This window comes from Sphingopyxis sp. Soil_C_28 (assembly GCF_057657055.1).
Map to the genome: position 1 here is coordinate 281,647 of NZ_JBDGJE010000004.1, position 25,497 is coordinate 307,143.

Consider the following 25,497-nt stretch of genomic DNA (forward strand, 5'->3'; position numbering starts at 1 on the left):
TCAAAACAGGACCGCGTCCCGATGCTTCGTGAAAGGGACGCTAGCTGTGCGACCGGAGGGTTTCGGAGGGCAATTCGCCAAAGGCTGCGCGATACTGGCCGGCAAAGCGGCCGAACTGGAAGAAGCCCCAGCGGCAGGCGATCGTCGTGACCGTCTCGCCCTCCTTTGCGGTCAAGAGGTCCTGACGCACCCGGGCCAGGCGAATGGAGCGCGCATAGGCCATCGGGGACAGCCCGCGAAACCGCCGAAAGCCGTCAAACAACGCGCGCGCGCTGACTCCGCTCACCGCCACCAGCTCATCGAGCGCGATCGGGCGGTCGATATGGTCGGCAATGAAGCGTTCGACGCGCCGCACATGCTGCGGCGCAATCCGGGCCTGCAGCGGTTGAAGCTGCTCGCTATAATTGTTCGGCTGGCTTTCGAGCAGCTTGATAATCAACAGGCTTTCCAGATGCGCTATGCTCGCGCGGGCACCCTGCGCCTCTGACTGGCCCAGCTCGTCGAGCAGCAGCGCGACATAGCTCCACCAGGAGAGCCGGTCGGCCGGGATATCCATTTCGGGGACAAAACGCAGCGGCTCGCGGATACCGCGCCCCGTCATCAACACCACCTGCCGGTCGATGGCCTCGGTCGCGATCTGGACGACGATTTGAGAACAGTCGGCGGACCAGCGCATCCGGTCGAGTTCGACCGTGCTCGCGACCACCGCGCGCCCGGGATGGCTGTCAATCGCCTGGTGGCGCAGCCCTATGTCGGCGGCGCCGCAAAGCGGCAACATCAGCAGGATGAAGTCCTGGTCTTCGACGCCCGAGATCCGGACTTCGGTGCCGTAGGACATGGTCCCCACTCCCACCTGCGACAGGCGCTTATGGTTGAGCCACGCGCCCAGCTCGCCGGTCCGCTCGCCGATCGAAAGATGGTGGGGGCAATAGGTGCGCGCGATATGGTCACGCGTCTGATCGAGATCGTTGGATTCGAAAATGCGATGGTTGCCCATCAAATGCCGGCCGGCGGATTCCTGTCCCGCAAGATCCGCTAACATCATCCCGCCCGGTGCCACAGCCTCCTCCCATCTGGATTTCTGGCCAGTGGATGAGGTTCTATCCGCCATGCGGACAAGTCAAGCACCGTCCCGCGCATCCGCCGCATTTCCTTCCGCCACGGGTCAGGCGCTGCGTTTTGAGGTCAATCGCGCCGATTAGTCGGCGAGCGCTGTAATCGCCGCTTTTCCCTGCTCGGGCCCGAGCGCCAGATAGCCGCCGTCGACGGGGAGCTCGGCCCCGGTCATGAAGGAGGCGGCATCGGAGAGCAGGAACAGCACCGCGCGGGCGACCTCTTCGGCATCGGCGATCCGTCCCGCCATATGGAAGGGGGCGCCGACGCGATCGGCCTTGGCCCGGTCGCCGCCGCTCAGCGAGGCGATGACATTGGACCAGGTCCATGCGGGCGCCACCGCGTTGACGCGCACGCCGTGCGGCGCGAATTCGAGCGCCTGCGAGCGGGTGAGCTGGGCGACGGCAGCCTTGGCGGCGGGATAGACGAACCGCCCGGCCTGCGCCCGGTGCGCGCTGACGCTTGAGAAATTGACGATCGCCCCCTGGCGCGCGATCAGCTGCGGCGCCGCCTTCTGGGCGAAGATCGCGGCGCCGACGAGCGAGATGTCGAGCGCCCGCAGCCAGTCGGCGCGCGTGGTCAGCAGGCCGTCGTCGATATAGGAGGTCGTGACGTTGACCAGAAAATCGACCCCGCCGCAGGCCTCGATCGCGCGGTCGATGCACGCGTCGATGTCGGCATCGACGGTCACATCGGTGCGGACGAACAGGGCGTTGGGTCCGAGATCCCGCGCCGCCGCCGCGCCGCCTTCGGCGTCGATATCGGCAATCACGACATTGGCGCCCGCATCGACCAGCGCGGCCGCGGTCGCGCGGCCGATCAGGGTTGCGCCGCCCGCGAGGATCGCGGTCCGGCCCGCGAAACCGCGCGGCGCGTCGTCGCTGCGCCCCGTCACAGCTTCCACCGCAGGGTGACGCTCCATTCGCGGCCGCGCGCGAACATTTGCTCGTAGAGGCCGAAGGAGCTGCCGTAGATACCGGTCATGCTGTATTTCCTGTTCGCAATATTGCTGACCCCGGCGATGAGGCTGAGGGTCTCGCCTGGAAGATCATAGGTCAGATTGGCGTTGAACAGACTGTAGCCCGGCTGGAAAAGCTGGGGCGAATTGAGCGCGTCCATGAACATGCCCGACCGGTAGGACCAGTCGCCACGCGCGGTGAGGGCGCTACCGTCGGCGAGACTCACGCTTTTCGACAGCGACGCACTCAGCGTCCATTTCGCGATCCGCTCGAACCGGGAGTCGAGGCCGATCTCGGTCGCCGACGGATCGATCCGGGTGAACTCGGGATCGAGATAGCCAAGGCTGCCCTCGAAGAACCAGCCGCCGCCCGGCGAGAGCCGCGCTTCGAGCTCGGCGCCCTTTATCTCGGCGGCTGCGGCATTTTTGGTGACCGGGGCGATACCTGTGAAGACCTGCACCTGCAGATTGTCGTAGCGGGTGTAGAAGAGCGCGCCGTTCAGCGTCAGCGCGCGGTCGAAGAGAGCCGACTTGAAGCCGAGCTCATAGGCGGTCGCCTTTTCCGAGGAGAATTGCGGCGTTGCAGCGAGCGGCGGGAACACCCGCTGGACGAAACCGCCGCTCTTGAACCCCTGCGAGAAGGATCCATAAACCATCACGTCGGGTGTGATGTGCCAGGCGAGGTTGACCATCGGCGTGAAAGCGTCCTCGCTCTGGCGCACCCGCACGAAGGGCAGAACCCGCGTCCGGGGCGTGTTGGGGCTGCCGGCGATCAGCGCCCCGCCGGTCTTGTCGACGAGGATTTCCTGATCGGGCAGGAAGGATTTGCGGTCGTCGGTGTAGCGCAGCCCGGCGGTGAGATCGACGGTCGGGACGATTGTCCAGCTCGCCTGCGCGAAGGCGGCATAGCTTTTGGTCTGGAACCGTCCCCCCGAGCGGAAGGTCACCGGCGTGAAATCCAGATTGTTGATATTATTTCCTTTTTCGTCGAAATAATAAAGTCCGACGACATATTTGAGCCGGTTGTCCAGTGCTTCGCCGAGCATCTGGAACTCCTGGCTGAACTGGCGCTGCTTCAGCATATCCTGCAGGTGGAGGATGGTCAGCGAGCTATGGTCGCCGTCGCGGGCATAGGCACCGTCGATCTTGCGATAGGCGGTGATCGACTTGAGCTGGACGCTGCCGAGATCCCAGTCGATCGTCCCCTGCGCGCCCCAGGTGTCATTCTTCGAATATTGGGGCGCGGTTCCGGCGTCGGCGTTGTTGCCGACCAGGAAGCGATCGGAAAAACAAGCCGGAGCGTCGCTCGCCTGCGGACTATAGGGATTGAAACCGATGCACGGTTGCCCGCCCAGGAAGGCCGCGAAATAATTGTTGAGCAGAGTGAAATTGTCGACCGGGGCGTCGAACGGCGGATTGAGCACATAGAAGCCCGTGGCGGCCTGGCTGCCCGGCGGAAGGATCGGCAGATTGTCGGGGTTGAACACCGCCGACTGATAGGTCGCCCCGGTAAGGACGAGCGCGGGGCCGTTCGACCGGTCGCGGGTGCCTTCGGCCGAGAGATTGACCTCAAGATTGTCGCTCGGCACCCAGCGCAGGTCAACCCGGCCGGTCAACGTGTTCACATTGCCGAGATCGCGCCCGTCAACGAGGCGGGTGACATAGCCGTCGCGGCGGAAGCTCGCGAACGACAGTTTCGAAAACAAAGTGTCGCTGATCGGAAGATTGGCCGACACCTTAGCGTCGATGCGGCGATCGCCGCCGACGGTCAACGACCCCGTCATCGTACGCGCATCGCCAGGCTTGCGCGTCGTGATGCTCAGCGCCCCGCCGATGGTGTTGCGACCGAATAATGTTCCCTGCGGACCGCGCAGGATTTCTACGCGTTCGACATCGACGAGATCGAGCAGCGCCCCCACCGAGCGCGCGACATAGACGCCGTCGACATAGACCCCGACGCCGGGCTCGGTGGTCGGAAGAAACTCCTTCTGCCCGATGCCGCGGATATAGATGGCCGCCGACGAGCCCGCGCCGCCGAAGCTCGGGTTGTTCTGGAAGGTCATATTGGGGGTGAAGGTCGCGACGCCATCGATCTTGTCGATGCCGCGCGCCTCGATCGATTCCCCGCTGAAGGCCGAAATGGCGATCGGGATATCCTGCGCGCGCTCTTCGCGCTTGCGCGCCGTCACCACGATATCGCCGGCCATCGCATCCGCACGCGATCCGTCCCCGCTGCCGTCCTTCTGGACTGCGGGCGCATCCTCCTGCGCCGCGGCGGGTGCCGTCAGCATGGCGGTGGAAAGCAGGGCCGGCACCGCGGCACCAAGCCGGCAGAAAGAGCGAATGCGTGTCATGATTATCCCCTTGGCCTGTCGTCACCCCGCCTTTGCGGCGGCGGTTCGAAGCGGACACTCCCTCGCCCCTGCCCTTCGCGATATTCGCGAAATGCATCAAATATGCGGGCAGTGCGGATTTCTGGCGGCAGCGATAGCGGGCCAACCGGGGCACCGGGCGGCGACAGTTCAGAATGTTGCGATTAGGGAACAGCGCCAGCATTTCCGGCATAGGCCGGCGCGGCGATGATTTCCAAACCCCTTTCCGAGATCCATTTGGAAGGGAAGAGGCCGTGGAGAGCGTAGCGATCGTGGGCGCCGGCATCGCCGGCCTGTGCACGGCAAAACTGATGATCGCGCTCGGCTATGATGTCCGGGTGTTCGAGAAGGAGCCCGAGGTCGGCGGGGTCTGGGCCGCGTCGCGGCGCTATCCCGGCCTCGGGACGCAGAACCCGCGCGACACCTATGCCTTTTCCGATTTTCCGATGCCGGACGATTATCCCGAATGGCCCAGCGGCCAACAGGTCCAGGCCTATCTCCAGTCCTATGCCAACCATTTCGGCGTCACGCCGCACCTGTCATTGAGTACCGAGATCGTCGAGGCCACCCCGCGCGCAGGCGCGCCCGGATGGACGATCGCGACGCGACCCGCGGGCGGAGCGAGCGATGGTCCGGCAACCTGCCAGTCCTTCGACTGGCTGATCGTGTGCAACGGCATTTTCTCGATCCCCACGGTGCCCGCCTACCCCGGCACCGAAGCGTTCGAGGCAGCCGGCGGCCTGCTCCTCCACACCAGCGAGTTCACTGATCCCGAACTGGCCCGCGGCAAGCAGATCGTCGTGATCGGCTATGGCAAGTCATCGTGCGACGTCGCCAATGCGCTCGTCGGCGTCGCCGCGAACACCACTCTCCTCGCGCGCCAGCTAATCTGGAAGATTCCCAAACGGATTGGCCATGTCGTCAACTTCAAGCATCTGTTCCTGACGCGGATGGGCGAGGCCCTGTTCCCCTATATCGAATTGCGCGGCTTCGAGCGCTTCCTGCACGGGCCGGGGCGTTTCCTGCGAAACGGGATGCTCAATCTCGTCCAGGCGATCATCTCGCGCCAGCTGAAGCTCGGCGGCGTCGGGCTCGAACCTGACAAGCCGCTCGAGACGATCGCCCGCAGTACGGTCAGCCTCGTGAGCGACGGCTTTTACGAGAAGATTGCCGAAGGCCGGCTATCGGTCCGGGAAGATGAAATCGCCGCGCTCGAACCCGGGCTCATCCAGCTCAAGGGGGGCGGCACGCTGGCCGCCGACATCATCGTCTGCGGAACCGGCTGGGACCAGCGCGCCGCCTTCCTTCCAGGCCCCCAGCTCGGCCGGATCACCGACGAGGCGGGCAATTTCCGGCTGTACCGCTCGACGCTCCCGGTCGGGGTCCCGCGGCTCGCGTTCAATGGCTATAATTCGTCCTTCTTCAGCCAGCTCAGCGCCGAAGTCGGGTCGTTCTGGATCGTCGAATATATGGCGGGCCGCATCGCCCTGCCCGATGCGGCGGCCCAGAACGCATCGATCGACCAGCGGCTCGCCTGGATGCACGACCGGACCGGAGGAAAGCACTGCAAGGGCACCAACATCGTACCCTTCTCGCTGCATCACATCGACGAACTGCTGGCCGACATCGACCTCCGCCTGCCGGCCTCGCTCCGTCTGCTCCAATGGTTGCGGGCGGTGGACGCCCGCCAGTTCGCTTCCCTCCCGGCGAAGCTGATCGCGCGGCGCTGACGCCGCGGTCTGTCCTTAAAAGGCGGGGCGGCCGACGGCCGCCCCGATGGGAGAGTCAGGCGGCGCCCGATGCGCCATATTGTTGTTCGACCAGTTGGCCGAGGCCGAGGCGCTCAAGGATGGGGCGCGGGCACATGAAGGTCACGCGTGCGACCCCTGGCAAGCGGCTGATCTCGATCGACCCGGCGATCGTCGCCCGGTTGAGGATTTCGTCATAGGGCAGGCCCGTCACCCTGGCGGCACGGTCGAGTCCGTTTTTGGTCGCATCATTGAGCGTCACGCCCGACCCGATGAAGGTGATCGGCGCATTGTCCTCGACCCAAGTCTGGCCATAGCGTGCGGCGAGGGCGGCGACCGCCGACCGTTCGTCCGGGGAAAGCGGCTGCGCGAGCGGCGGCAAGTCGTCGGCGCGCTGCAACAGGATCGGCCCGTCGAGTGCGAGCCCCTTGATGACCTCGACCTCCAGTTCGACCTCGCCGGCGACGTCGGTCGCATGGCCGGCGATCTCGCCATTGCCCTGCTGCGCATGCATGTCGCCCATGTAGATGCCGCCGCCCGGCACCTTCACGGGGCAGATCAGGATCGCGCCCTCGCGCACCGAATTGGTGTCCATATGGCCGTCGGTCTTGTGGAGGTCGAGTTCCTCCTGCGTCATGGCATAGCTGTGCGGCGCGCCGATCAGGAACGACCCGAAATCGCCGGCATTGTGCGAGTCCGGAAGATCGCGCGACGGCGTGGTACCGATATTGCCCATGAAGGGGCGCATCCGCGCGGCGAGGCCCGAGATATCGGCGCGCGCCAGCGACAGGATCGAATGCTGCGCCGACTGGCCCGGCAGCGCGGCCATCGTCTCGGCATCCGCAGCGATGCGATCGGCAATTTCCTGGCCTACCGTAAGCGAGACAGCTTTCTCCTGGTCGAGGACGATCACATAGCCGTTGGAAAAGCGGAATGCGCTGACCTCGGCGCCGCACCTGTCGCAATGCACGGCATCGTCGCCGATGCCCTCGATATGGCTGGGCGGGCTGATTTCTCCGCACGCATCGCAATGTTTGGCGACGAAGGGGTCGCCGCTATAGCGGCCTTCGACAAAGGTCATCACCCCCGACGAAGTCGCAAGCGAGGTGACCCGGACCTTCTTGAGCTTGATCGCGATCGCGTCGCCGATTTCGGCGCCCTCGACCAACACGGGCCGCGTGACTTCATGCCCGCCCTGGAATTTTGGGGTAATCATCGGCCCCCAGCAACCCGGCGGCGTGCCGGTGCGAATGGTACCGCCATCGCGGACGGTTCCGGCAGGGGCGATGCTCGGTCCCAGCAAGCCTCCGCTATATTCGTAAACTTCGATGGTCGGCAGGGCATTTGACATGAGAGTTTGTCCTTGGCGGGATCGATATGCCCGGCAAGGCTATGATCAAGGCAACGCGCGCAGAAGTCGAAACCGACGCAGGCGCGCCCCGTCCCCGATTATAATGCAGTGCGGTGCGATTGCGTGCGTTGCAGGGACATTCACGGGCGCAGTCGGCTGCGGCGGGGTGGTGGCAACCGTCGTCGATTCCGGTGTCCTGGGATAGCGTCTCTCGAAATCGCGTTGCCATTGACAATGTTGGCCGGTTTGAGCCGCTCCGCTCACATGACGACGCTGTTGGTCAAGGGCCACCATTTGTCTCGCCACGATGAAAGTGGCACGGCCGATGCGAATGGCGACGCTTTCTCGCGCAAAATTGCGAGGGGCGCCGCATATCGGTATCTATCCTATGAAATTCATTGATTATTCGATCCGTGTGCGGTCGATCACATTGACGATGCGCAATCGCTGGCTAAGCGGAGCCCGCGATATGCGCTTCAACGAAACAAAGGACGACCCGATGCCCCTATTGTCACGGCGCCCCGGCCCCGCATCCCGCGCGGTTCTGACGATCGCGTTGCTGCTGGTGCCCCAGATATCGTTCGCACAGAGCTGCAAGGTGGACTTTGCCGCGGTCGAAAAGAGGATAGCCAGGCTAGAACCATCCTATGCGAACGTCCTGTCCGATATCAGCTGCGATGACCCGACCGTGAAAGCACATCAGCTGATGTGCGACTCGTTGGACGAATATCCTGCCGGACTCTGGCACATGGGCCGCCTCGACGACCTTGCCTGGGTCTATGCGAGCGAGAATGCAACCAAGCAGGAAGTCGACCAGAGCAATCCCCCGCGCGATGCCGGTTTCATCGCAAAGCGTGACGCCTGTTCCGATGCTGCCTGTCTGTGCGATCTGTTGATCCGTCATACGAACGACAGCCTCGGCGGAGAAACGCCATATTCGGCGCCTTGAAACGACTGCCCCCGAATGGCTCCGGCGATTTTTGATTGCTCGATGATATCCCGGTCCCTCGGCTTGTTCGCATAATCCAGGCTCCATGCCGTCAATGGCCGTGACCTTGCGAACCGCCATTCCAACCGAATCCTGGTGTGGCCGTCAGCGGTCAGTCCGCTTCTAGAAAGAAAGCGGCGAAACCGGACGTGGCGCGCATATGATCGCAGAAGACGAAGTTAACGCTGACCCCGGTAAAGCGAGATCGAACCCGTCGGGGTCTGGATTACCCGCACTTCCTCGACGTGGCGAAATCCCGCAGCGACGAGGATTTTGGGGACGCAGCCGCGCGCATTGGGTTCAGTAAGGTCGAAGCCGTCGATCATCTGGACCTGACGAAAGAGGGTGCGCATCACCAGCGTGCGCTGCTCGCCATAGTCGGCGATGAACAATTCGCCCTGGGGTTTCAGAAGCCGCCACATCTGACGGACGATCGCTTCCTTCACCTCCATCGGACATTGATGGAGAACGAGGCTTGAGACGATCTTGTCGCAGCCCCGCAACGGCTCGACGGTATCGAGAGCGTCACCCATCGCTTCGAACCATTGCACCGTCGCGCCAGCATCGCGAGCCTTGGCTTTAGCAATCGCCAGTACCGCTGAATCGGGATCGACGCCCAAAATAATAGCGTCCGGCGCCGCCGCCTTGAGCGCGATGGCAAGCGTGCCAGTCCCGCAGCCGATATCGACGATTGTTTCCCCCGCATACGGCGCGACGAGCCGGACGAGCTCACCCCGCCAACGCTTCTCGCGCGTCATCAACGCGACGACGGCGTCATAGCGGTCTATATTTCCGGCCTTTCCCAAGGCGGGGACGAAATCTCGGTTTACATCGGTCATGTCCGTTACTTAGCCAAGCAGGTGGCTCGGCGCTTGAACGCAGCGGCTAAGCCTTCAGATTCAGATCGCCGGCCCGGATCCCGAACATCGCCTTGATCGTTCGCGCGAAATGGGCGGCATCGGCGAAGCCTGCAGCATGGGCCGACCGGGTGATATTGTATCCAGCGATGAGTGCATCGAACGCAGTCCGCAGCCGGCACCACAATATATATCGCTGGAAAGGCATTCCGACCTCCGAGGAAAAGAGGTGCCGAAACCGGCCGATCGAGAGCTGGGCATCAACACAAACGTCCGCGAGACGGACGGTGCCGTCAGGAAGCAGTCGCTCGATCGCCGAAATGGCATGCGACACACGCGCGTCGATCCGCCGGCCCGCGGATCTCCCGATCGCCTCCTTCCAGAAAGATCGGGTTTTCGCATCTGATACAATATGTGCTCTGCTTCGCTCTATGCGCGCGCGCAGGGGTTCCGGTAAACCAAAGGAACCGGTGGGCTCGACGTAGCAGATGTCGGCGGCATCAGCCGGCAGAAGCTGATGCGGTGCATTAGGTTCGATGAGAAGGCAAGTTGCCGATATTTCTTCGCCCGCACCGTCGAGCAAGCGGATCGGCACATCGGAGAACACAGCCTGGGCCGCGAAATGCCGATGCGAGACGGTGTCGCCAACGGAGCCCGACCACCAGGCAGTCTCGCCTTCAATCCGTAATTTGCCCCGCCAGGATCGATTTGTCATGCCGGTCTATTACCCTTGTGCACTCCCGGTCGTCATCATCGGTTTGGGATGTTTCGGTTTAAGGCGCAAATCGCAAGAATCGGGCATTCGGGGGAGGTAGCCCTCTACGATGCTAGGTAGCGCGCGATGATAGTTGCCTCTTCCTTCAGCGCCAGTCCGCGGTTGTCCTGACCCAATGCACTCATTTGCCCGGCTAACTGAGCACGCTCTGCTTGCTCTCGTCGTAAAAGCGTTTCCAGAGCATCCGCGCTCAGATCGAGGCGTGGCACTTCGACCCCGGCATCCCCGAAGGCCCGAACGACATATTTGTCGTGACGGTCGCCGACTGGTACCGCCTGAGCGTCATCGATCGCTCCGAGTAGCGAGCGCAGAGCGTGAACTTCGATAGTTCGGCGTCCAACCATTGCCAATTTAAGATCGGCGCGGATCCGCGCTTGGAGATATTCCGCAGGGCTCATCGCCCACAGGATAAGCAAAGCGCGCGCGCCTTCAAGCTGGTTGGAAATAAAACGCGTCCCCTGCCCGATGCGGATCGAGGCTAACTACCGCAGGATCTGGCCGATTTCAGACCCGCAGCTTCTGGTCGCCAATCCGAGATAGCCGACATTCGCCAGGATCGCGCGTGGACGACGTATAGCGACGAGACGACGTATAGCGACGAGTTGCGGACATCTCTTAACTCTTCACCTTGAACTTGTTTCGGCATCCATGGCCTGACGTTTCCTTCGACGTTGCTCGGGATTCCCGACAAAGCACCGTGATTGGCCCCATATCACTTCGGCTGGCTCCACGAACAGCCCGCGTTCATTCGCCTGCCAGAAGGGGCTCCATCAGGATCAATACGTAAAGCCGGGGTCGCAGCAACCGCATAGGCGCAGTGCTCAGGATGATTTTTCAAGCGGGGCGCCAATGCATATTTCCAATGGTTTCAAGATATTGATTCTGACAACGGCCAGCTGGCTGACGGTGCCCGCGCTTGCGCAAAACGCCCCGCCCGACCGGGCATCACCAGGCGCTGTCGCGACCGCGCCGGACAGCAGCCGGCTCGATGCCGGACTCGAGGTTGCGGCCGGCTATGACGATAATATTTATGTCACGCGCAATCGCGAGCAGGACGATTTCTATCTGATCGTGCGGCCGAGCCTGAAATTGAGGCTGGGCTCCGGCGACACGACACTAACGGTTCGTGGTGCGGGCGAAATCGCGCGGTACGCCGACCTGTCGAGCGAGGATTATGAGGACTGGTCGCTGGCCGGCGATGCCCGCGCCGCGCTGTCGAAAACAGTGTCGCTCACTGCCGGTGCGGAGTGGCGGTGGGATCATGAAAGCCGCGCGTCGCCCGATGCGGTCAGCGGGATCGAACCCACCCGCTATCAGCGCGGCTTTGGCTATCTGGGGCTTATCGGTTCGAGCGGAAATTTCACCGGGCGGCTCGCAGGCACGGTAACGCGCCATGATTTCGACGATGTTCCCGGCGCTGGCGTCACAATCAACAACGACGACCGCGATCGGCTCCAGGGCGAAATCGGCGGGCGCGGCGCAGTTCGGCTGACGTCCGGAACCGAGCTCTTCCTGCAGGGGGCTTTCGACTGGCGCGATTATGACCTGCAAACCGACGATTCGGGTTATCGCCGTAACTCGGAAGGTCTCAACATTGCGGCCGGTGTCCGGAGAAAATTGAGCGATGCGTGGAGCGCCGAATTGTTCGCGGGCTGGGTGCGGCGCGATTATCAAGATCCCCGGCTCCCCGATATCAATAGCTGGGACATCGGGGCGGTTGTCGACTGGACGGGCGACAAAGGTCTTGGCGGTTCGTTCCGGCTCGATCGCAGCATCGAGGAAACGACGCTCCCCGGCGCCTCCGGTTACATTACGACAGCGGGCCGGCTGGCGCTGCGCGCCGATGTCGGCCCGCGACTTACGGCAGGCATCGGCCTTTCGGGCGCCCATTATGATTATGTCGGCGCCGATCGAAACGAATTTGTCATCGGCGGTGACCTGTGGGTCCGCCAATGGCTGAGCCGGCATATCTATCTTGGTGTCGATTACAGCCATGCCGAACGCAGCTCGAACGCCGCGGGGTTCGATTACGACCAGAACCGCTTCCGGGTCAGTCTGGGCGTTGAGCTGCGTCCCCACTATTCCGGTGATGCCCGGAGTATTGCATGGGGGGATGCGGCACCCGGCGGCGCCTATGTCGGCCTGCTCGCCAGCCATGCCACCCTGATAACCGGCGTCGACGGACCTCGGGGGCCCGGGAGCAACACCGCGGATTTCGGCGACATGGGCGGCGGCGTCGTTGCGGTGGCGGGGTACGGCATTCTCGCGGGCCGACTCTATCTGGGCATCGAAGCCGAAGCGGCGCTGGCCGGACCCGACTGGCAGCATAGCGCCGACCGTGTCTTCTCGATGAGCAAGGACAATGCGGTCGGCCTATCCGCGCGCGCCGGCTGGGTAACGCCCCATAGCGACCTCATCTACACGCGCTTCGGCATCACCTCGACCCGGTTCGGGACCGACTATACGCATGGCGCCAGCGCTTATTCGCAGGCCGCGCGTCAAACCGGTTTCTCCGCTGGCTTCGGCGTCGAAGCACGCGCGGGACGGCGTGGCTTCGTGCGCGCCGAATATCTCGTCGCTTCGCACGAGGATTTCGACGTGCCGAGCGGCGGCGGCAATTTCGACAATTTCTCGCCAAACGAAACGCAGTTTCGTGTCGGCGGCGGGATACGCTTCGGGCGGGTCGCGGCAGCAACCGAGGAGCTGCAACCTTTGCGCTTCGATGGCCCTTATCTTGGCGTTCAGATCGGGCACGGCGCGCTCGTCACCGCCAACCAGGGCGTCCGCAGCGGCGGAACCGAACTCGATGTCACCCGCGCCAGCCGGGGCGGCCTGCTGGGACTTTATGGTGGCTATGGGACCGTGATCGGTCGCGGCTATCTCGGGCTCGAGGCCGAAGCGGACATCTCGGCCATAAACTGGAATATCGACCGCGAAGCGAATGGCCGGACCTATTCGGCCGAGCATGACTATTCCTTCGGCGGTACGGCGCGCGCCGGGCTGCTGATTGGCGATGCGGCATTGATATACGCCCGGGTGGGCGTCGTGCGCACCCGCTTCGACATCGATTATGCGACCAGCGGGCTTGCGGTCCGCTCGCTCGATACGCGAACTGGCCTGCGTTACGGCGGCGGCATCGAGATCGGGCTTGGCCCCCGGGCACGCCTGCGGCTCGATTACACGATCACCGACTATGCATCATACGACGTCGAATATGGCCGCAACACGGACCATTTCGACCATTCCGAGGCGCTGTTCCGCGTCGGACTCTCGTGGCGGCTCTAGGTAGAATCGCGGACGGGGAGAACACGCATTGGCCGGTTCGGCGCCCTGCCCCAATGGTCTGAAGACACGAAAATCCAAGCGCAAAAGGAAACTGAAATGAATGTTCGCACACGTCTCTTGAAGAGTTTTCGGACGGCCGCAGCAAGCGCGGCACTGCTGGTCGGCGGCGCGGGCATGGCGCTTGCGATAGCACCGGTCCCGGCGATGGCTCAGGAGCATGGCAGCCATGAAGGCGGCAGCGATCATCAGGAAAGCGACCAGACGGATCATGGGAGTTCTGGACAGCGTGGCGGCAAAACGCGCGCACCCGGCGAAGCGTCCGACGCGCGCGGGCATCGCAGCATGGAGGATATTTTTCGCGACGTTGCCGATGCAGAACAGGGCTCGGGCCGGCCTTCCACTGCCGGTCAGGGCAGTAAAGGGTCGAGCGGCGAGCCGCACGGCGAAGAAGAGGAGGATTCGGATCGTCCGGCCTGGGCGGGCGGCGGCGGTGGAAAGAATGACCGCGGCGAGAAGCCCGGCGACGCCGGCAGCGCGCGCGGCGACCTTTATGGCGACATGTATGTCATCTTGCGCGATGCGAACGGCGTGCCAGTCCTCAATGCGGCCGGGTTCGTGCAGCCGATCGACGTCAACGGCAACCTGATTCCGCTGGATGCAGAAGGCGCGCCGATTGATCCGTCGCTGGCGATCGAAGTCGAAATGGGGCGGCTAAACGTCGGCCGCGCACCCGACCAGGTTCTCGACAATCGCGCCGCCGAGGTCGTCGCCTTGCTCAACAGCGCGACCGCGATCACCACCGACGCATCGGGCCGGCTGGTCGTCACCAGCCCCGAAGGCACCAAGACGATCGACGCTCCGCTCGAAAATCTCGCGCTCTATGTCGCGCTGATGACGAGTGGCACCATCCCGGGGGTGACCGATCTGCCCGGGACCGAGTTCGACCATCTGGTCGATGGCGTGCTGACGACCCAAGACATGGTCACCGCCACAAGTTTGATGGCCGGCGCCGCCGACAAATTCTCGACGCTGGCACCCGATGCGGTCGCCTACATGAACGCCATCCTCGGCATCGAGACGCAGACCGCAGGCAACGTGACCTGGTCCGATGTCGATTACAGCAGCTATAATTACGATCGCTCGGACACCTATGGCGATGTCACCGCAACCGTGCTGATCAAACAGCCCGACGGCAGCTACATGCCGACCGAGGTGAACATATACGCGACCGTTTTCGGGAGCGCGGATTACAGCGGCACCGGCACCTTCAGTGCTTTTGCGACCGCGGTCGACGATGCCCGGGCGATCATCAACTATATCCACGAATATGAAGTGCCGGCGGACTTGCCGGCCCCCCAGAACTGAGAGGACAAAGCGATGGCCAACAACGGTTTTTTGAAACTGGTCCTTCCCACATTGGCGGGGCTGGCCTTCGCGCTGGGCGGGTGTGCCGCCACGGGCACACCCTACCAGCCAGCTTCGGCGTCCAACAAGGTGAAGGGCGGATATTCGGAGGTCCAGCTGGCGTCCGATCGGTACCGCGTCACCTTCGAGGGCAATAACCTGACCTCGCGCGACACGGTGGAGGGATACCTGCTCTACCGGTCAGCTGACCTCACGCTCGCCCAAGGGTATGACTGGTTTTCGATCGTCCAGCGCGAAACCGAGCATCGCGTCGAGCGCCGCGTCGAACCCGATCCGCTCTATCGGCCCTGGTATGGCTCCGCCTACACATATTGGCAGCCGGAATGGCGATATTATGGTCGGCCCTATGGCTGGCGCTCCTGGCATCCCTATGGAGGCGATCCCTTCTGGACGAGCCATATCGATGTCCGGACGGTCGAACAATTTGAGGCGACTGCAGAGATCGTGATGCACCGGGGACCGAAGCTCGACGGAAATGGCAAATCTTTCGATGCCCGCGACGTGGTGGCAAAGCTGGGGCCGAAAGTCGAACGCCCCAAAGCCTGATTGCCGATCCTCTCTTTCCGACATTGATGGGGAGCAGTTATCACGGATCGCAAATTGATGGCGTCCTGATAGAAGCCGCGAAAGAAGAGGTCGGGATCGCCGTTCGGTAGCCGCCCCGCCTCGATTGGGTTCGCATCATCGACGAGGAAGAGAAAGACGTCGCGATCACTTGCATAAAGCGTCGTATTATCCTTCGTCACCTCGACGAAGGGATTGTGCTGCATTGATGACCAGTCAAGCGTGCCAGGGACTTTCCAGCGCGAGTCCCCCGTACCGTTACCCGCGATTTTCATCGCCGCGGACACGAGCTCATGGTCCCAGATGCGACCGTAATCCGGACCCGTGACGGCCCGCAGCTCGGTGCGGCCATCGCCCGTTTCGAGGGTTTTTACCAGTTCGCCGCGGTGCGCGATGAGCCCATGTTGCATGTTGATCCCCGCCAGGGCCGCAGGCAGCTGGCGCAAATAGCCGGATGGCGCCCCCACCAAGCTGCAAAGCTGACCAAAGGACCAGTGGGTTGGCGCCACCGGATCTCGGCAATCGGGGAGGAGGAGGGTGAGCCGTTCCGGATTATCGCTGGCGGCCTCGACCCGGATCGCGCGGGTTTCAACCGTGCGGGCGGTCGCGACCTCGGCACGCGCCCGAACCGCCTCATAAAGCTCGCTCAGCGAAAGGTATCGCTCATCGTCCGGACGCAAGAACCATTCCGATGATACGCGGCCGATGCGCCGGCCACGCGAGATATCGACCTTGTAGCCCTGTGATGGGTCGGGGGTCGCGGCTGGGATAGGAAGGGTCATGGCAAGTCTCCGTGACGAGCGCCCGGAGCCTCTCTCCAAGCCCCCGCCCGTCACGGGCCTCCTGAATTTTTCTCACTCTCAACGTTTGCGGCTCAAGCCCGCGCCTGCGGGGGTGGCGCGGGCCTGGTAAAGGCGCCCGCGTGCGGAAACGGGCGCTATTATCCCCACGCCATCGGATGCCCTACCAGTCGGTCGGAAAAGCCTAGCTCATTCGGAATATCTGCTGAGAAGCGTCAGTTTCTGACCCATAAGCCGCTATTCTTCGCCATCGCTGGCGAAGCTGACTGAGGGAGGAAATGAGGGAGGAGGCTCGTCCGCTTCCAGGATAAGCCAGCTAAATCAATGCTTTAGCTAGAAAATCTGGATGCCCCGCGAGGATTCGAACCTCGATAGGCGGTATCAGAAACCGCAGTCTTACCATTAGACGACAGGGCAGCAGAGGCGGGCGCAATATGATTGCACGGGCGCGCTGTCAAGACCGCCGCGACGGCTCGAACAAGTCCGCTTGCCCTGACGCATTTCGCCGCTAGCATCGCACTTATAACAAGAAGGGGGCCGCGCGCCCGCGCGGACACCCGAAGGAGTGGGTTGATGCGTCATGTCGCGATCGTGGGGTCGGGCCCTGCGGGCTATTATACCGCCGAAACTCTGCAGAAGGCGGACGATATCGCGGTCGACGTCATCGACCGGCTGCCCGTTCCCTATGGCCTGATCCGCACCGGGGTCGCGCCCGACCACCAGTCGATCAAGGCGGTGTCGCGCCGGTACGAAGGCACCGCGCTGGCCGACAATGTCCGCTTTGTCGGCCATGTCTCGGTCGGCACCGATGTCACGATCGACGAGCTGGTCGAGCTTTACGACGCGGTCATCCTCGCCACCGGGGCGCCCGACGACCGACCGCTCGATATTCCCGGTGCCGACCTTCCCGGGGTGATCGGCAGCGCGGCCTTCGTCGGCTGGTACAACGGCCATCCCGATTTTGCGGACCTTGATCCGCCGCTCGACGCCCCCGGCGTCGCAGTGATCGGCAACGGCAATGTCGCGCTCGACGTCGCGCGCATCCTGGCGAAGACGCCGCAGGAGTTCGCGGGCAGCGACATCGTCGCGCACGCCCGCCAGGTGCTGGAGGCGAGCGCGGTGCGCCATATCCACATCCTCGGCCGCCGCGGCCCGCACCAGATCGCAATGACGCCGAAGGAGCTGGGCGAACTTGGCCACCTCGAACGTGCCAGCCCGCGCGTCGACCCCGCCGACCTGCCGCCGGAAGGCGACGACGCGCTTCTCGAACCCGGGATGCGCAAATCGGTCACGCATCTGCGCAGCTTCACCGCCAACCCGGTCGCCAAGCCGGTGACGATCGATTTCGATTTCTTCGCGATGCCCGTCGCGATCGAGGGCGAAGACGGCCGTGCGCAGCGCGTGATCGTCGAGCGCACGACACTCGACGCCGATCTGCGCAGCAACGGCACCGGCGAAATCTATGCGATCGACGCGGGTCTCGTGATCAGCTGCATCGGCTATCAGACCCCGCCGATCCCCGGCGTACCCTACGAGCATGGCCGCGGCCGTTTTGCCAACGACGACGGGCGAATCCTGCCCGGCCTCTATTGCGTCGGCTGGGCACGCCGCGGGCCGTCGGGGACGATCGGGACAAACAAGCCCGACGGCGCGCGCATCGGCGAGATGGTGCTCGAGGATATCGGCCGCGGCGGGGGCAAGGCAGGGCGCGCCGCACTCGATGCCCTGCTCGCCAGCCGCGGCGTCACCCCGGTCACCTTCCGTGACTGGCGCAAGATCGAGGAGGCCGAGGTCGCGGCCGCGCTCGACGGCAACCCCCGCGAAAAATTCACCAGCATCGAGGCGATGCTCGAAGCGATCGGCCGTTAAGGCGCTTCGGCGAGCAGCGGATCGACCGCCGCCTTGAACTCGGCGGCGGTGAACACGCCCGATCGAGCCACCCGCAGCACGCCTTTGCGGTCGATGATATAGGTCGACGGCACGGCGTTCTTGATCGCCCCGTACCCGCCGCTGATCCTCGCCGCGAGCGGGTAGGATAACGCCGCGGACACTTCCTTCAGGCGGTAGGGCGGGACGCTGTCCTGCGTCGTCACCCCGAACATTTCCAGCCCGCGCGTCTGGTTTGCGCGGAAATAGCTGTGCATCATGGGCATCTCGGCCTTGCACGGCGCGCACCAGGTTGCCCAATAGTTGATGATCACCACCTTGCCGCGCAATTCCGACAGCCGGACCTTGCGCTTGGCCAAAGTCGTGAGCGTGAACTCGGGCGCCGCGACGCCTGTCTTGGGCGCCGACCTTCCCGCCCCAACAAGAAATGGCGCCATCAAGGCGACTGCGAATACCATCCCCCGATGGCGAAATATTTGCCCCTGCATGGACAGATTGTAAGAGAGAATAATGAAATCAGGCAAGACGAAACATCATCCGGTCCGCACGCTGTTTCGCTGGCTGCTCGCGCTGGCTTATGGCTATGCGGGCTGGGCGCATCTTGCGCGTCCGGCGCCGTTCCTCGCAATCACCCCGTCGTGGGTGCCCGCGCCCGAACTCGTCGTGGCGGCGACCGGCGTTGCCGAGATCGCTGGTGCGATCGGCCTCATGATCCCCGCCACGCGCAAAGCCGCCGGCTGGGGCCTCGCGCTCTATGCCCTGTGCGTCTGGCCCGCCAATTTCCACCATGCGCTCGCCAATGTCGCGATCGGCGGCGAAACGCTGAGCTGGTGGTACCACGGGCCGCGCCTTGCCGCGCAGCCGCTGATCATCTGGTGGGCGCTCTGGGCGGGCGGCGCGACCGACAGGCCGTTTCGCCGCCGCGCCTGACCCTTATTTCGCGACCGGCGTCTCGATCGGCAGCTGGCCCTTCTGGCTTGCCGCATAGGCTTCGACCGCCTTCAGCACCCGCAACATATTGCCGCTCGAAATCTTCTCCAGTTCAGCCTGCGTATAGCCACGCCGCGCGAGTTCGGCGAACAGCCGCGGATAGCCCGTGACATCCTCCAGCCCCACCGGGGTCGCGTCCATCCCGTCATAATCGCCGCCGATCCCGATATGATCGACGCCGATCGTCGCCTTGATATGGTCGATATGGTCCGCCGCGATCCCGATCGGCGTCTGCGGCGCCGGGTTCGCCGCGTCCCACGCCTTCAGCGCCGGGGCGACAGCGTCGGGATTGCCGACATACAGCGCGTCGAGCCGCGCCTTCTCCGCCGTCCGCGTCAGGCCATGCGCGCGCAGCTTGGGGTCGAGGAAGGCGGCATAGAGCACCACCATCACGACGCCGCCATTGGCCTTCACCGCGGGCAGCACGCTGTCGGGCACGTTGCGCGGATGGTCGTTGACCCCACGGACGCCCGAATGGCTGAACATGACCGGCGCCTTCGACACCTCAAGCGCGTCCTTCATCGTCGCTTCGCTGACATGGCTCAAATCGACGATCATGCCGATGCGGTTCATTTCCTGCACGACCTTACGCCCGAAATCGGTGAGCCCGTCATGCTGCGGCGCGTCGGTCGCGCTGTCGGCCCAAGGCGTCGTCTTGCCGTGGGTCAGCGTCATGTAGCGCGCGCCCATGCCATAGAGCTGGCGCAGCACGGCAAGCGACGAGCCGATCGACTGACCGCCCTCCATCCCCAGCATGCCGGCGACCTTGCCCGCCTTCATCTGCTGTTCGAGTTCGGCCGAGGTCGACGCGAAGCCAAGGTCGTTCGGATAGCGGGCAATCAGCCGCTTCGCGACGTCGATCTGTTCGATCGTCTGCTGCACCGCCTGCTGCTCGTTCGTGTTCGACGGCACATAGACCGACCAGAATTGCGCCCCGACATGCCCCTTGCGCAGGCGCTGGATGTCGGTGTGCATCACCGTTCCGTCGGGCTTGGGCCTGGTGGTGTCGCGAAAGTCGAAGTCGTTGATCACATTGCCGACCTCTCCCCGCAATTCCCATGGCACGTCATTATGCCCGTCGAACACCGGCGCCTTTTTGAGCGCGGCTTCGGCGATCGCTTCGGGCGACTTCTGCGCCGCGGCGGGGGTGGAAATGAGGGCGAATGCGGCAAGGCCGGCGAGCAGGATGGGCTTGTTCATGGAGCACGACCTTAAGTGCTTGGCGCGGCGGCGCAAGCCCTGCTTGACGCGCGCGTCAAGCCCGCGCAGCATCGGCGCATGACAGCATTTGACGACTGGCGTGCAAGATCGCCCTATTATGACGAAACCCATGAGGCGCTGGCGCAAAGCGTCCGCCGCTTCGTCACCCGCGAGATCGCCCCGCACATCGACCGCTGGGAGGCCGAGGGCGAGCTTCCCCGCGAGCTCCACAGGAAAGCCGCCGACGCGGGCATCCTTGGCCTGCGTTATCCCGAACAATATGGTGGTCATTCGGAAGGTTTCGACAATTTCCACGGCCTCGTGCTGACCGAGGAACTCGCCGCGGTCGGCGCCGGCGGCCTCGGCGCGTCGCTGATGACGCACGGCATCGGCCTGCCGCCGATCCTCGCGCTCGGCTCCGAAGAACTGAAACAGCGCGTCGCCCCGCCCGTGCTCGCTGGCGAGACGATCATCGCGCTCGGCATCACCGAGGCGAGCGGCGGCAGCGACGTCGCGAACCTCAAGACCACCGCGACCAAGGACGGCGACAGCTACATCGTCAACGGCGGCAAGATGTTCATCACCAGCGGCATGCGCGCCGACTGGCTGACTTGCGCGGTGCGCACCGGCGGCCCCGGCGCCGCGGGCATCTCCTTGCTCCTTATCGACATGGACAGCCCCGGCGTCGAACGCACAAGGCTCGACAAGATGGGCTGGCGCTGCAGCGACACCGCTGCGATCCATTTCAGCGACGTCCGCGTTCCGGCCGAAAATCTCATCGGCCAGGAGAATGCCGGCTTCATCGGCATCATGCGCAATTTCAATTCGGAACGGCTCGGCATGGCGATGGGCTGCTGCGCCTATGCCCGCGTCGCGATGGCCGAGGCCGCCGAATGGGCACAGAACCGCGAGACCTTCGGCAAGCCGCTCGTCGGCCACCAGTCGATCCGCATCAAGCTCGCCGACATGGAACGCCAGATCGAGGCGACACAAGCGTGGGTCGACCTCTGCGCCTGGCAGGTCAAAAACGGCAAGGACCGCCCCGCCGACTTCGCGATGCTGAAGGTGCAGGCAACGCGCATGCTGGAGGCCGTCGCGCGCGAGGCCGCACAGGTCCTCGGCGGCGCATCCTATATCACCGGCAGCAAGGTCGAACGCATCTACCGCGAAGTCCGCGTCAACGCGATCGGCGGCGGCAGCGAGGAAATCATGCTGGACCTCGCGGGCCGGCAGTTGTTCGGGGGCGGACGCTAGGCCGCGAGGCGCCGCGCATAGCGGTCGAGCCGCGCGAGTTGTGCCATCAGTCCGCCAATCATCGCCAGTTCGACAGAAGCGGTGCCGACGATCAGCACAAAGGCGCCATCGCCGCTGGCCCCCGCGACCGCGCGCAAAAGGCTTGCACCGACCGACAGGGCGAGACATCCGGCGGCCAGATGCAGCGCCTTGCGCACCGATGCGATCCGATAACGCGACGAAAACCACCAGGCCGCACCGATGCACAGCAACGCCGCGAACAATCCGCCCCGATCGAGCCAGGCGAGCGGATCGGCCCCGCCTGGAATATCGAGCAGCACCGTGCGCAGCCGCATCAGCAGCAACGTCGCGCCGCCCAGCGCGGCCGCCGTGATACACGACCGCCGCAACCGGTCGGGCAAGGCCGCCTCGGCATAGGCACGAGCGATTTCGGCCGGGCGCCCGAAGCGCCGCACCGCATCGGCCTCGCCGACCCGTTCGGCGGTATCGAAAAGATGCGATTCGATCTCGTCGTGCACGCGGCGCGACAGGCGCGGATCGAACGCGAGAACCCGATCGAGTTCGTCGAGATAGGTGGCGATCGGACCGCTCATGCGCGCGCGCCCAGCACCCGGTCGATACCGCTGGCAAAGCTTTGCCAGCCGGCGCGCCGGTCGACGAGCGACTCGCGTCCCTTGTCGGTCAGCGCGTAAACGCGGCGCTTACGCCCCCCATCGGGCTGGACCCAGCGACTCGACAGCAGCCCCGCGAGTTCGAGCCGATGCAGCGCCGGATATATCGTCCCTTCGGGCAGGTCGAAATGGCCGCCACTACGCTCGCGGATCGCCTCGATGATCGCATAGCCGTGGAGCGCGGCATCGCCGATGGTGGCGAGCAGCACCGCGTCGAGATGGCCCTTGAGCATTTCCGATGACATGCCCGCTGATTTAGCTTTGCAACGCTAGGTATGCAAGTTATACCTAGCAACACTAGGCTTGATCGGGAGGATGTGATGACGGTGACGACAACCGGGGCGACGACGGCGACAAGTGGCTGGACCGAAGGCTGGGGGCTGTTCTGGACCCTCACCGGGGCGCTGGCGGCGATGGCGCTCGGCTTTCTCTTCGTCATCGGCTGGGATACCGACGGCTATCGCATGGTGATCCGCGCCACCGCGCGCACGTCGCTCGTCATGTTCCTCGCCGCCTTTGCCGCGTCGGCGGCAGCGAGGCTGTGGCCCGGCCCCTTCACCCGCTGGCTGCGCCGCAACCGGCGCCAGCTCGGGCTCGGTTTTGCGATGTCGCATTTCATCCACGCGCTTGCGATCATCGCGCTGTGGCAGACCGACCCCGGTGTCTTCTGGGGACTCTCCAACCCCAAATCGATCGTCACCGGAGGGACCGCCTATCTGTTTATCGCGCTGCTCGCCGCGACCTCGTTCGACCACATGGTCAAGGCGATGGGACGAAAGACGTGGGGCCGGCTGCACTGGTGGGGGGTGTGGATCGTGGCGCTCAGCTTCATCTTCACCAATGGCAAACGCATCCCGGTGAGCGGCTGGTACGCGCTGCCGGTCGCGCTGGTCGTCGCGGTCATCGTGCTGCGGGTGGTCGCAGGGCGAAAACAGCACAGGACGGCGCTGGCTTAGCCGTACCGCCCTCTCGACTTAGCGGCGGATCGGCTGCAGGGTGGACACCGAACCCCCGGCGAACGAGAGGCCGCGCATGACGCTCACCACCACCTGGCCCGCTGAGGCCGAAACCCTCCTCGACGACCTCGTCGACCTTCGCCGCGCGATCCACCGCGAACCCGAGCTGGGGCTCCAAAACCCCAAGACGCTCGCGAAGATCAAGCACGCGCTTGCCGGGCTGCCGCTCGAGTTTCGCGAGGGGCCTTCGACCACGGGGCTAATCGCGATCCTGCGTGGGCCTGCGAACGGGCGCACCGTGCTGCTGCGCGGCGACATGGATGCGCTGCCACTCATCGAGGACACGGGGCTCGACTTTTCTTCCGAAACGACCGGCGCGATGCATGCGTGCGGGCACGACACGCATGTCGCGATGCTCGTCGGCGCAGCAAAGCTGCTGTGTGCCGCGCGCGATCGCCTGCCCGGCACCGTGATGTTCATGTTCCAGCCGGGCGAGGAGGGCCATCATGGCGCGCGCTTCATGCTGAACGACGGGATCATTGACCCGCTGCCCGATGCCGCCTTCGCACTCCACATCATGCCCAACGCGCCGCACGGCATCTTCGCCGGGCGCGCGGGACCGCTGCTCGCGTCGTCCGACGTGCTGTCAATCACCGTCAAGGGCGCAGGCGGTCATGCCTCGATGCCGCACGATGCGGTCGATCCGATCCCCGTCGCCTGTTCGATCGTCACCGCGATCCAGACGATGGTGACGCGCCGCATCTCGGTGTTCGATCCTGCCGTCGTCACCATCGCAAAGATCGCCGCGGGAACGACGAACAATATCATCCCCGAAAGTGCCGAGATGCTCGGCACGATCCGCACGCTGTCGCCCGAACGCCGCGCGATGGTGGCGCGCGAATTGAAGCGCCTCGCCCCCGCGATCGCCGAGGCGCATGGCTGCACCGCCGAAGTGACGATCGAGGAGGGCTTTCCCGTAACCATCTGCGACAGCCGCGCGGTCACCTTCGGCCAGTCGGTCGTCGAAGACATCTTCGGCGAGGCGGCCTGGCTGACGATGGACCATCCGGTGATGGGAGCCGAGGATTTCTCCTACGTCCTCGAAAAGGTCCCCGGCGCAATGTTCTGGCTCGGCGCGAGTGCGGAAGGCAGCGACTGGCGGGCGTGCTGCGGCCTCCATTCGAACCATATGGTGCTTGATGAAAAGGTCATGGCACGCGGCGCCGCCTTGCACGCGGCGCTTGCCGAACGCTTTCTGAATGAAGGATTCAATGCATGATCAATATCATCGGCGCCATCATCTCGGGCCTGATCATCGGCGCGCTCGCGCGCTTCTTCTATCCGGGCGCGGTGCAGATGGGATGGATCGCGACGATCCTGCTCGGCATCGGCGGATCGCTGCTCGCCGGCCTTGCCACCTCGCGCGGCCGCGGCGACTTCCACCGCGCGGGCTGCCTTGCGTCGGTGATCGGAGCGATCGTGTTGATCCTTGTGGGGCGGCTGCTCGGCGTCGGCGGCTGACGTCTATTCGGTCATCGCCTCGACCGTTTCGTGCGGATAGAGCATGAATTCGCGATAGAGCCGGTAATGCGCGGTGTCTTCGAGTTGCACTGGTTCGATGCCGAGCGGGCTGATCTGCCACAAATCGGCGTCGGGCAGCGCCATCAGAATCGGCGAGTGCGTCGCCATGATGACCTGGCTGTTATTCGCGCGCTGGATGCGGCGCAGCAGTTTGAGAAATTCGAACTGGCGTGACGGCGAGAGCGCCGATTCGGGCTCGTCGAAGATATAGATACCCTGCTGATCGGCGCGTTCTTCGAAAAACCCCAGAAAACCCTCGCCGTGCGACCATGACAGATAATCGGGCCGCGCGGCGCCAACGTCATGGGCGGCCTGATCGACATAGCGTGCCAGCGAAAAGAAGGTCTCGGCGCGGAAGAAAAAGCCTTGACCGATCTTGGGCAGCCAGGCCGCGCGAAACGCGTCCGCCAGCACGCCGCCATCGCTTCCCGAAATGTCCGACCGATCGACCGCGCGGTGGCCATAACCGCCCCCGCCCTCGCTGAACCCCGCCAGTACGGCGATCGCCTCGAGCAGGGTCGATTTGCCCGACCCGTTTTCGCCCACCAATATCGTGACGGGTTTTTCGAACCGGACTTCGAACGCCGGATCGCCGAACAACGGGATATTAAAGGGGTATGTTTTGCGGTCGATCGCGGGCTTGTCGGCATCGGCGACCGGCTCTGGCATCCACACCCGCCGCAGATAGGGCGGCGGAAGCTTGATCCGGGACGTCTTTCTAG

The 25,497-nt window shown here is 64.2% G+C and carries 23 protein-coding genes, 1 tRNA gene and 1 pseudogene; 11 read left to right on the top strand and 14 right to left on the bottom strand.

Going from position 1 to position 25,497, the window contains the following annotated elements:
• Positions 1 to 40: 40 nt before the first annotated feature.
• The 3 genes from AC3A43_RS18595 to AC3A43_RS18605 form a co-directional block, all read right to left on the bottom strand.
• Entirely contained in the window at positions 41 to 997 is a 957-nt protein-coding gene (locus AC3A43_RS18595; RefSeq protein ID WP_487794049.1) for an AraC family transcriptional regulator, read from the bottom strand.
• 201 nt (positions 998 to 1,198) lie between these two features.
• Positions 1,199 to 2,017 carry an SDR family oxidoreductase gene (locus tag AC3A43_RS18600; protein ID WP_487794050.1) on the bottom strand — a complete coding sequence of 273 codons (819 nt, stop codon included), beginning with the start codon at positions 2,015 to 2,017 and terminating at the stop codon, positions 1,199 to 1,201.
• On the bottom strand, positions 2,005 to 4,425 hold the full coding sequence (locus tag AC3A43_RS18605) for a TonB-dependent receptor (RefSeq protein ID WP_487794051.1): 2,421 nt from the start codon (positions 4,423 to 4,425) through the stop codon (positions 2,005 to 2,007). Before AC3A43_RS18605 ends, AC3A43_RS18600 begins: the two co-directional genes overlap by 13 nt.
• Before the next feature lie 272 nt (positions 4,426 to 4,697).
• On the opposite strand from AC3A43_RS18605, the gene AC3A43_RS18610 reads away from it, so the two are divergent.
• Positions 4,698 to 6,173 carry a flavin-containing monooxygenase gene (locus AC3A43_RS18610; RefSeq protein ID WP_487794052.1) on the top strand — a complete coding sequence of 492 codons (1,476 nt, stop codon included), beginning with the start codon at positions 4,698 to 4,700 and terminating at the stop codon, positions 6,171 to 6,173.
• 55 nt (positions 6,174 to 6,228) lie between these two features.
• On the opposite strand, the gene AC3A43_RS18615 is transcribed toward AC3A43_RS18610, so the two are convergent.
• A complete protein-coding gene (locus AC3A43_RS18615) occupies positions 6,229 to 7,542 on the bottom strand; it encodes an acetamidase/formamidase family protein (RefSeq protein WP_487794053.1) in 1,314 nt (437 codons plus the stop codon).
• A 499-nt stretch (positions 7,543 to 8,041) separates the two neighbouring features.
• On the opposite strand from AC3A43_RS18615, the gene AC3A43_RS18620 reads away from it, so the two are divergent.
• A complete protein-coding gene (locus AC3A43_RS18620) occupies positions 8,042 to 8,491 on the top strand; it encodes a hypothetical protein (RefSeq protein WP_487794054.1) in 450 nt (149 codons plus the stop codon).
• A gap of 218 nt (positions 8,492 to 8,709) precedes the next feature.
• Here AC3A43_RS18620 and AC3A43_RS18625 read toward each other — a convergent pair whose 3' ends face one another.
• The 3 genes from AC3A43_RS18625 to AC3A43_RS18635 all read right to left on the bottom strand — a co-directional run bounded on the left by AC3A43_RS18625 (position 8,710) and on the right by AC3A43_RS18635 (position 10,578).
• On the bottom strand, positions 8,710 to 9,369 hold the full coding sequence (locus tag AC3A43_RS18625; protein WP_487794055.1) for a class I SAM-dependent methyltransferase: 660 nt from the start codon (positions 9,367 to 9,369) through the stop codon (positions 8,710 to 8,712).
• Positions 9,370 to 9,415: 46 nt separating this feature from the next.
• Positions 9,416 to 10,102: a helix-turn-helix domain-containing protein gene (locus tag AC3A43_RS18630; protein ID WP_487794056.1), complete on the bottom strand. Its 687-nt coding sequence runs from the start codon at positions 10,100 to 10,102 to the stop codon at positions 9,416 to 9,418.
• Positions 10,103 to 10,206: 104 nt separating this feature from the next.
• The gene (locus tag AC3A43_RS18635) at positions 10,207 to 10,578 is read right to left on the bottom strand and encodes a hypothetical protein (RefSeq protein WP_487794057.1); all 372 of its coding nucleotides are present in this window, start codon (positions 10,576 to 10,578) and stop codon (positions 10,207 to 10,209) included.
• Positions 10,579 to 11,011: 433 nt separating this feature from the next.
• Between AC3A43_RS18635 and AC3A43_RS18640 the strand changes: the two genes are divergently transcribed.
• The 3 genes from AC3A43_RS18640 to AC3A43_RS18650 all read left to right on the top strand — a co-directional run bounded on the left by AC3A43_RS18640 (position 11,012) and on the right by AC3A43_RS18650 (position 15,418).
• Complete coding sequence (locus AC3A43_RS18640; RefSeq protein WP_487794058.1) at positions 11,012 to 13,447, top strand: outer membrane beta-barrel protein; 2,436 nt, start codon at positions 11,012 to 11,014, stop codon at positions 13,445 to 13,447.
• A 96-nt stretch (positions 13,448 to 13,543) separates the two neighbouring features.
• Positions 13,544 to 14,812: a hypothetical protein gene (locus AC3A43_RS18645; protein WP_487794059.1), complete on the top strand. Its 1,269-nt coding sequence runs from the start codon at positions 13,544 to 13,546 to the stop codon at positions 14,810 to 14,812.
• 12 nt (positions 14,813 to 14,824) lie between these two features.
• A complete protein-coding gene (locus AC3A43_RS18650; protein ID WP_487794060.1) occupies positions 14,825 to 15,418 on the top strand; it encodes a CC0125/CC1285 family lipoprotein in 594 nt (197 codons plus the stop codon).
• Here the strand turns inward: AC3A43_RS18650 and AC3A43_RS18655 are convergent.
• Both AC3A43_RS18655 and AC3A43_RS18660 read right to left on the bottom strand, forming a co-directional pair.
• Positions 15,394 to 16,218 (bottom strand): annotated as a pseudogene (locus tag AC3A43_RS18655) (DUF932 domain-containing protein); the annotation flags it as partial. The gene AC3A43_RS18650 and the pseudogene AC3A43_RS18655 sit on opposite strands and share 25 nt — an antisense overlap.
• 361 nt (positions 16,219 to 16,579) lie before the next feature.
• A tRNA-Gln gene (locus tag AC3A43_RS18660) sits at positions 16,580 to 16,653 on the bottom strand.
• Between the two features lie 156 nt (positions 16,654 to 16,809).
• Between AC3A43_RS18660 and AC3A43_RS18665 the strand changes: the two genes are divergently transcribed.
• Complete coding sequence (locus AC3A43_RS18665) at positions 16,810 to 18,105, top strand: FAD-dependent oxidoreductase (RefSeq protein WP_487794061.1); 1,296 nt, start codon at positions 16,810 to 16,812, stop codon at positions 18,103 to 18,105.
• Here the strand turns inward: AC3A43_RS18665 and AC3A43_RS18670 are convergent.
• Positions 18,102 to 18,560 carry a TlpA family protein disulfide reductase gene (locus AC3A43_RS18670; protein WP_487794062.1) on the bottom strand — a complete coding sequence of 153 codons (459 nt, stop codon included), beginning with the start codon at positions 18,558 to 18,560 and terminating at the stop codon, positions 18,102 to 18,104. The two genes, AC3A43_RS18665 and AC3A43_RS18670, sit on opposite strands and share 4 nt — an antisense overlap.
• 73 nt (positions 18,561 to 18,633) lie before the next feature.
• Here AC3A43_RS18670 and AC3A43_RS18675 point away from each other — a divergent pair, with 73 nt between their 5' ends.
• The gene (locus AC3A43_RS18675) at positions 18,634 to 19,053 is read left to right on the top strand and encodes a DoxX family protein (protein WP_487794063.1); all 420 of its coding nucleotides are present in this window, start codon (positions 18,634 to 18,636) and stop codon (positions 19,051 to 19,053) included.
• A 3-nt stretch (positions 19,054 to 19,056) separates the two neighbouring features.
• On the opposite strand, the gene AC3A43_RS18680 is transcribed toward AC3A43_RS18675, so the two are convergent.
• Positions 19,057 to 20,313 carry a dipeptidase gene (locus AC3A43_RS18680; protein WP_487794064.1) on the bottom strand — a complete coding sequence of 419 codons (1,257 nt, stop codon included), beginning with the start codon at positions 20,311 to 20,313 and terminating at the stop codon, positions 19,057 to 19,059.
• Between the two features lie 78 nt (positions 20,314 to 20,391).
• Here AC3A43_RS18680 and AC3A43_RS18685 point away from each other — a divergent pair, with 78 nt between their 5' ends.
• The gene (locus AC3A43_RS18685; RefSeq protein WP_487794065.1) at positions 20,392 to 21,567 is read left to right on the top strand and encodes an acyl-CoA dehydrogenase family protein; all 1,176 of its coding nucleotides are present in this window, start codon (positions 20,392 to 20,394) and stop codon (positions 21,565 to 21,567) included.
• On the opposite strand, the gene AC3A43_RS18690 is transcribed toward AC3A43_RS18685, so the two are convergent.
• Entirely contained in the window at positions 21,564 to 22,160 is a 597-nt protein-coding gene (locus tag AC3A43_RS18690; RefSeq protein WP_487794066.1) for an HAAS signaling domain-containing protein, read from the bottom strand. The two genes, AC3A43_RS18685 and AC3A43_RS18690, sit on opposite strands and share 4 nt — an antisense overlap.
• Positions 22,157 to 22,483 (bottom strand): PadR family transcriptional regulator, encoded by a 327-nt coding sequence (locus AC3A43_RS18695; protein WP_487794067.1) that lies wholly within the window; start codon positions 22,481 to 22,483, stop codon positions 22,157 to 22,159. The genes AC3A43_RS18690 and AC3A43_RS18695 overlap by 4 nt, the downstream gene beginning before the upstream one ends.
• A gap of 75 nt (positions 22,484 to 22,558) precedes the next feature.
• On the opposite strand from AC3A43_RS18695, the gene AC3A43_RS18700 reads away from it, so the two are divergent.
• From AC3A43_RS18700 to AC3A43_RS18710, 3 genes are all read left to right on the top strand, one after another.
• The gene (locus AC3A43_RS18700; RefSeq protein ID WP_487794068.1) at positions 22,559 to 23,194 is read left to right on the top strand and encodes a hypothetical protein; all 636 of its coding nucleotides are present in this window, start codon (positions 22,559 to 22,561) and stop codon (positions 23,192 to 23,194) included.
• 76 nt (positions 23,195 to 23,270) lie between these two features.
• The gene (locus AC3A43_RS18705) at positions 23,271 to 24,473 is read left to right on the top strand and encodes a M20 metallopeptidase family protein (RefSeq protein WP_487794069.1); all 1,203 of its coding nucleotides are present in this window, start codon (positions 23,271 to 23,273) and stop codon (positions 24,471 to 24,473) included.
• A complete protein-coding gene (locus AC3A43_RS18710; protein ID WP_487794070.1) occupies positions 24,470 to 24,715 on the top strand; it encodes a GlsB/YeaQ/YmgE family stress response membrane protein in 246 nt (81 codons plus the stop codon). Before AC3A43_RS18705 ends, AC3A43_RS18710 begins: the two co-directional genes overlap by 4 nt.
• A 3-nt stretch (positions 24,716 to 24,718) precedes the next feature.
• Here the strand turns inward: AC3A43_RS18710 and AC3A43_RS18715 are convergent, their stop codons facing one another.
• Positions 24,719 to 25,444 (bottom strand): AAA family ATPase, encoded by a 726-nt coding sequence (locus AC3A43_RS18715; RefSeq protein WP_487794071.1) that lies wholly within the window; start codon positions 25,442 to 25,444, stop codon positions 24,719 to 24,721.
• Positions 25,445 to 25,497: the final 53 nt, after the last annotated feature.

Coding starts and splice junctions, on each gene's coding strand:
- AC3A43_RS18700 (WP_487794068.1), top strand. CDS start 22,559: ATGACGGTGACGACAACCGGGGCGACGACGGCGACAAGTGGCTGGACC.
- AC3A43_RS18670 (WP_487794062.1), bottom strand. CDS start 18,560: ATGGCGCCATTTCTTGTTGGGGCGGGAAGGTCGGCGCCCAAGACAGGC.
- AC3A43_RS18695 (WP_487794067.1), bottom strand. CDS start 22,483: ATGTCATCGGAAATGCTCAAGGGCCATCTCGACGCGGTGCTGCTCGCC.
- AC3A43_RS18665 (WP_487794061.1), top strand. CDS start 16,810: ATGCGTCATGTCGCGATCGTGGGGTCGGGCCCTGCGGGCTATTATACC.
- AC3A43_RS18595 (WP_487794049.1), bottom strand. CDS start 997: ATGGGCAACCATCGCATTTTCGAATCCAACGATCTCGATCAGACGCGT.
- AC3A43_RS18705 (WP_487794069.1), top strand. CDS start 23,271: ATGACGCTCACCACCACCTGGCCCGCTGAGGCCGAAACCCTCCTCGAC.
- AC3A43_RS18685 (WP_487794065.1), top strand. CDS start 20,392: ATGACAGCATTTGACGACTGGCGTGCAAGATCGCCCTATTATGACGAA.
- AC3A43_RS18650 (WP_487794060.1), top strand. CDS start 14,825: ATGGCCAACAACGGTTTTTTGAAACTGGTCCTTCCCACATTGGCGGGG.
- AC3A43_RS18605 (WP_487794051.1), bottom strand. CDS start 4,425: ATGACACGCATTCGCTCTTTCTGCCGGCTTGGTGCCGCGGTGCCGGCC.
- AC3A43_RS18625 (WP_487794055.1), bottom strand. CDS start 9,369: ATGACCGATGTAAACCGAGATTTCGTCCCCGCCTTGGGAAAGGCCGGA.
- AC3A43_RS18630 (WP_487794056.1), bottom strand. CDS start 10,102: ATGACAAATCGATCCTGGCGGGGCAAATTACGGATTGAAGGCGAGACT.
- AC3A43_RS18675 (WP_487794063.1), top strand. CDS start 18,634: ATGAAATCAGGCAAGACGAAACATCATCCGGTCCGCACGCTGTTTCGC.
- AC3A43_RS18615 (WP_487794053.1), bottom strand. CDS start 7,542: ATGTCAAATGCCCTGCCGACCATCGAAGTTTACGAATATAGCGGAGGC.
- AC3A43_RS18710 (WP_487794070.1), top strand. CDS start 24,470: ATGATCAATATCATCGGCGCCATCATCTCGGGCCTGATCATCGGCGCG.
- AC3A43_RS18640 (WP_487794058.1), top strand. CDS start 11,012: ATGCATATTTCCAATGGTTTCAAGATATTGATTCTGACAACGGCCAGC.
- AC3A43_RS18690 (WP_487794066.1), bottom strand. CDS start 22,160: ATGAGCGGTCCGATCGCCACCTATCTCGACGAACTCGATCGGGTTCTC.
- AC3A43_RS18680 (WP_487794064.1), bottom strand. CDS start 20,313: ATGAACAAGCCCATCCTGCTCGCCGGCCTTGCCGCATTCGCCCTCATT.
- AC3A43_RS18620 (WP_487794054.1), top strand. CDS start 8,042: ATGCCCCTATTGTCACGGCGCCCCGGCCCCGCATCCCGCGCGGTTCTG.
- AC3A43_RS18645 (WP_487794059.1), top strand. CDS start 13,544: ATGAATGTTCGCACACGTCTCTTGAAGAGTTTTCGGACGGCCGCAGCA.
- AC3A43_RS18715 (WP_487794071.1), bottom strand. CDS start 25,444: ATGCCAGAGCCGGTCGCCGATGCCGACAAGCCCGCGATCGACCGCAAA.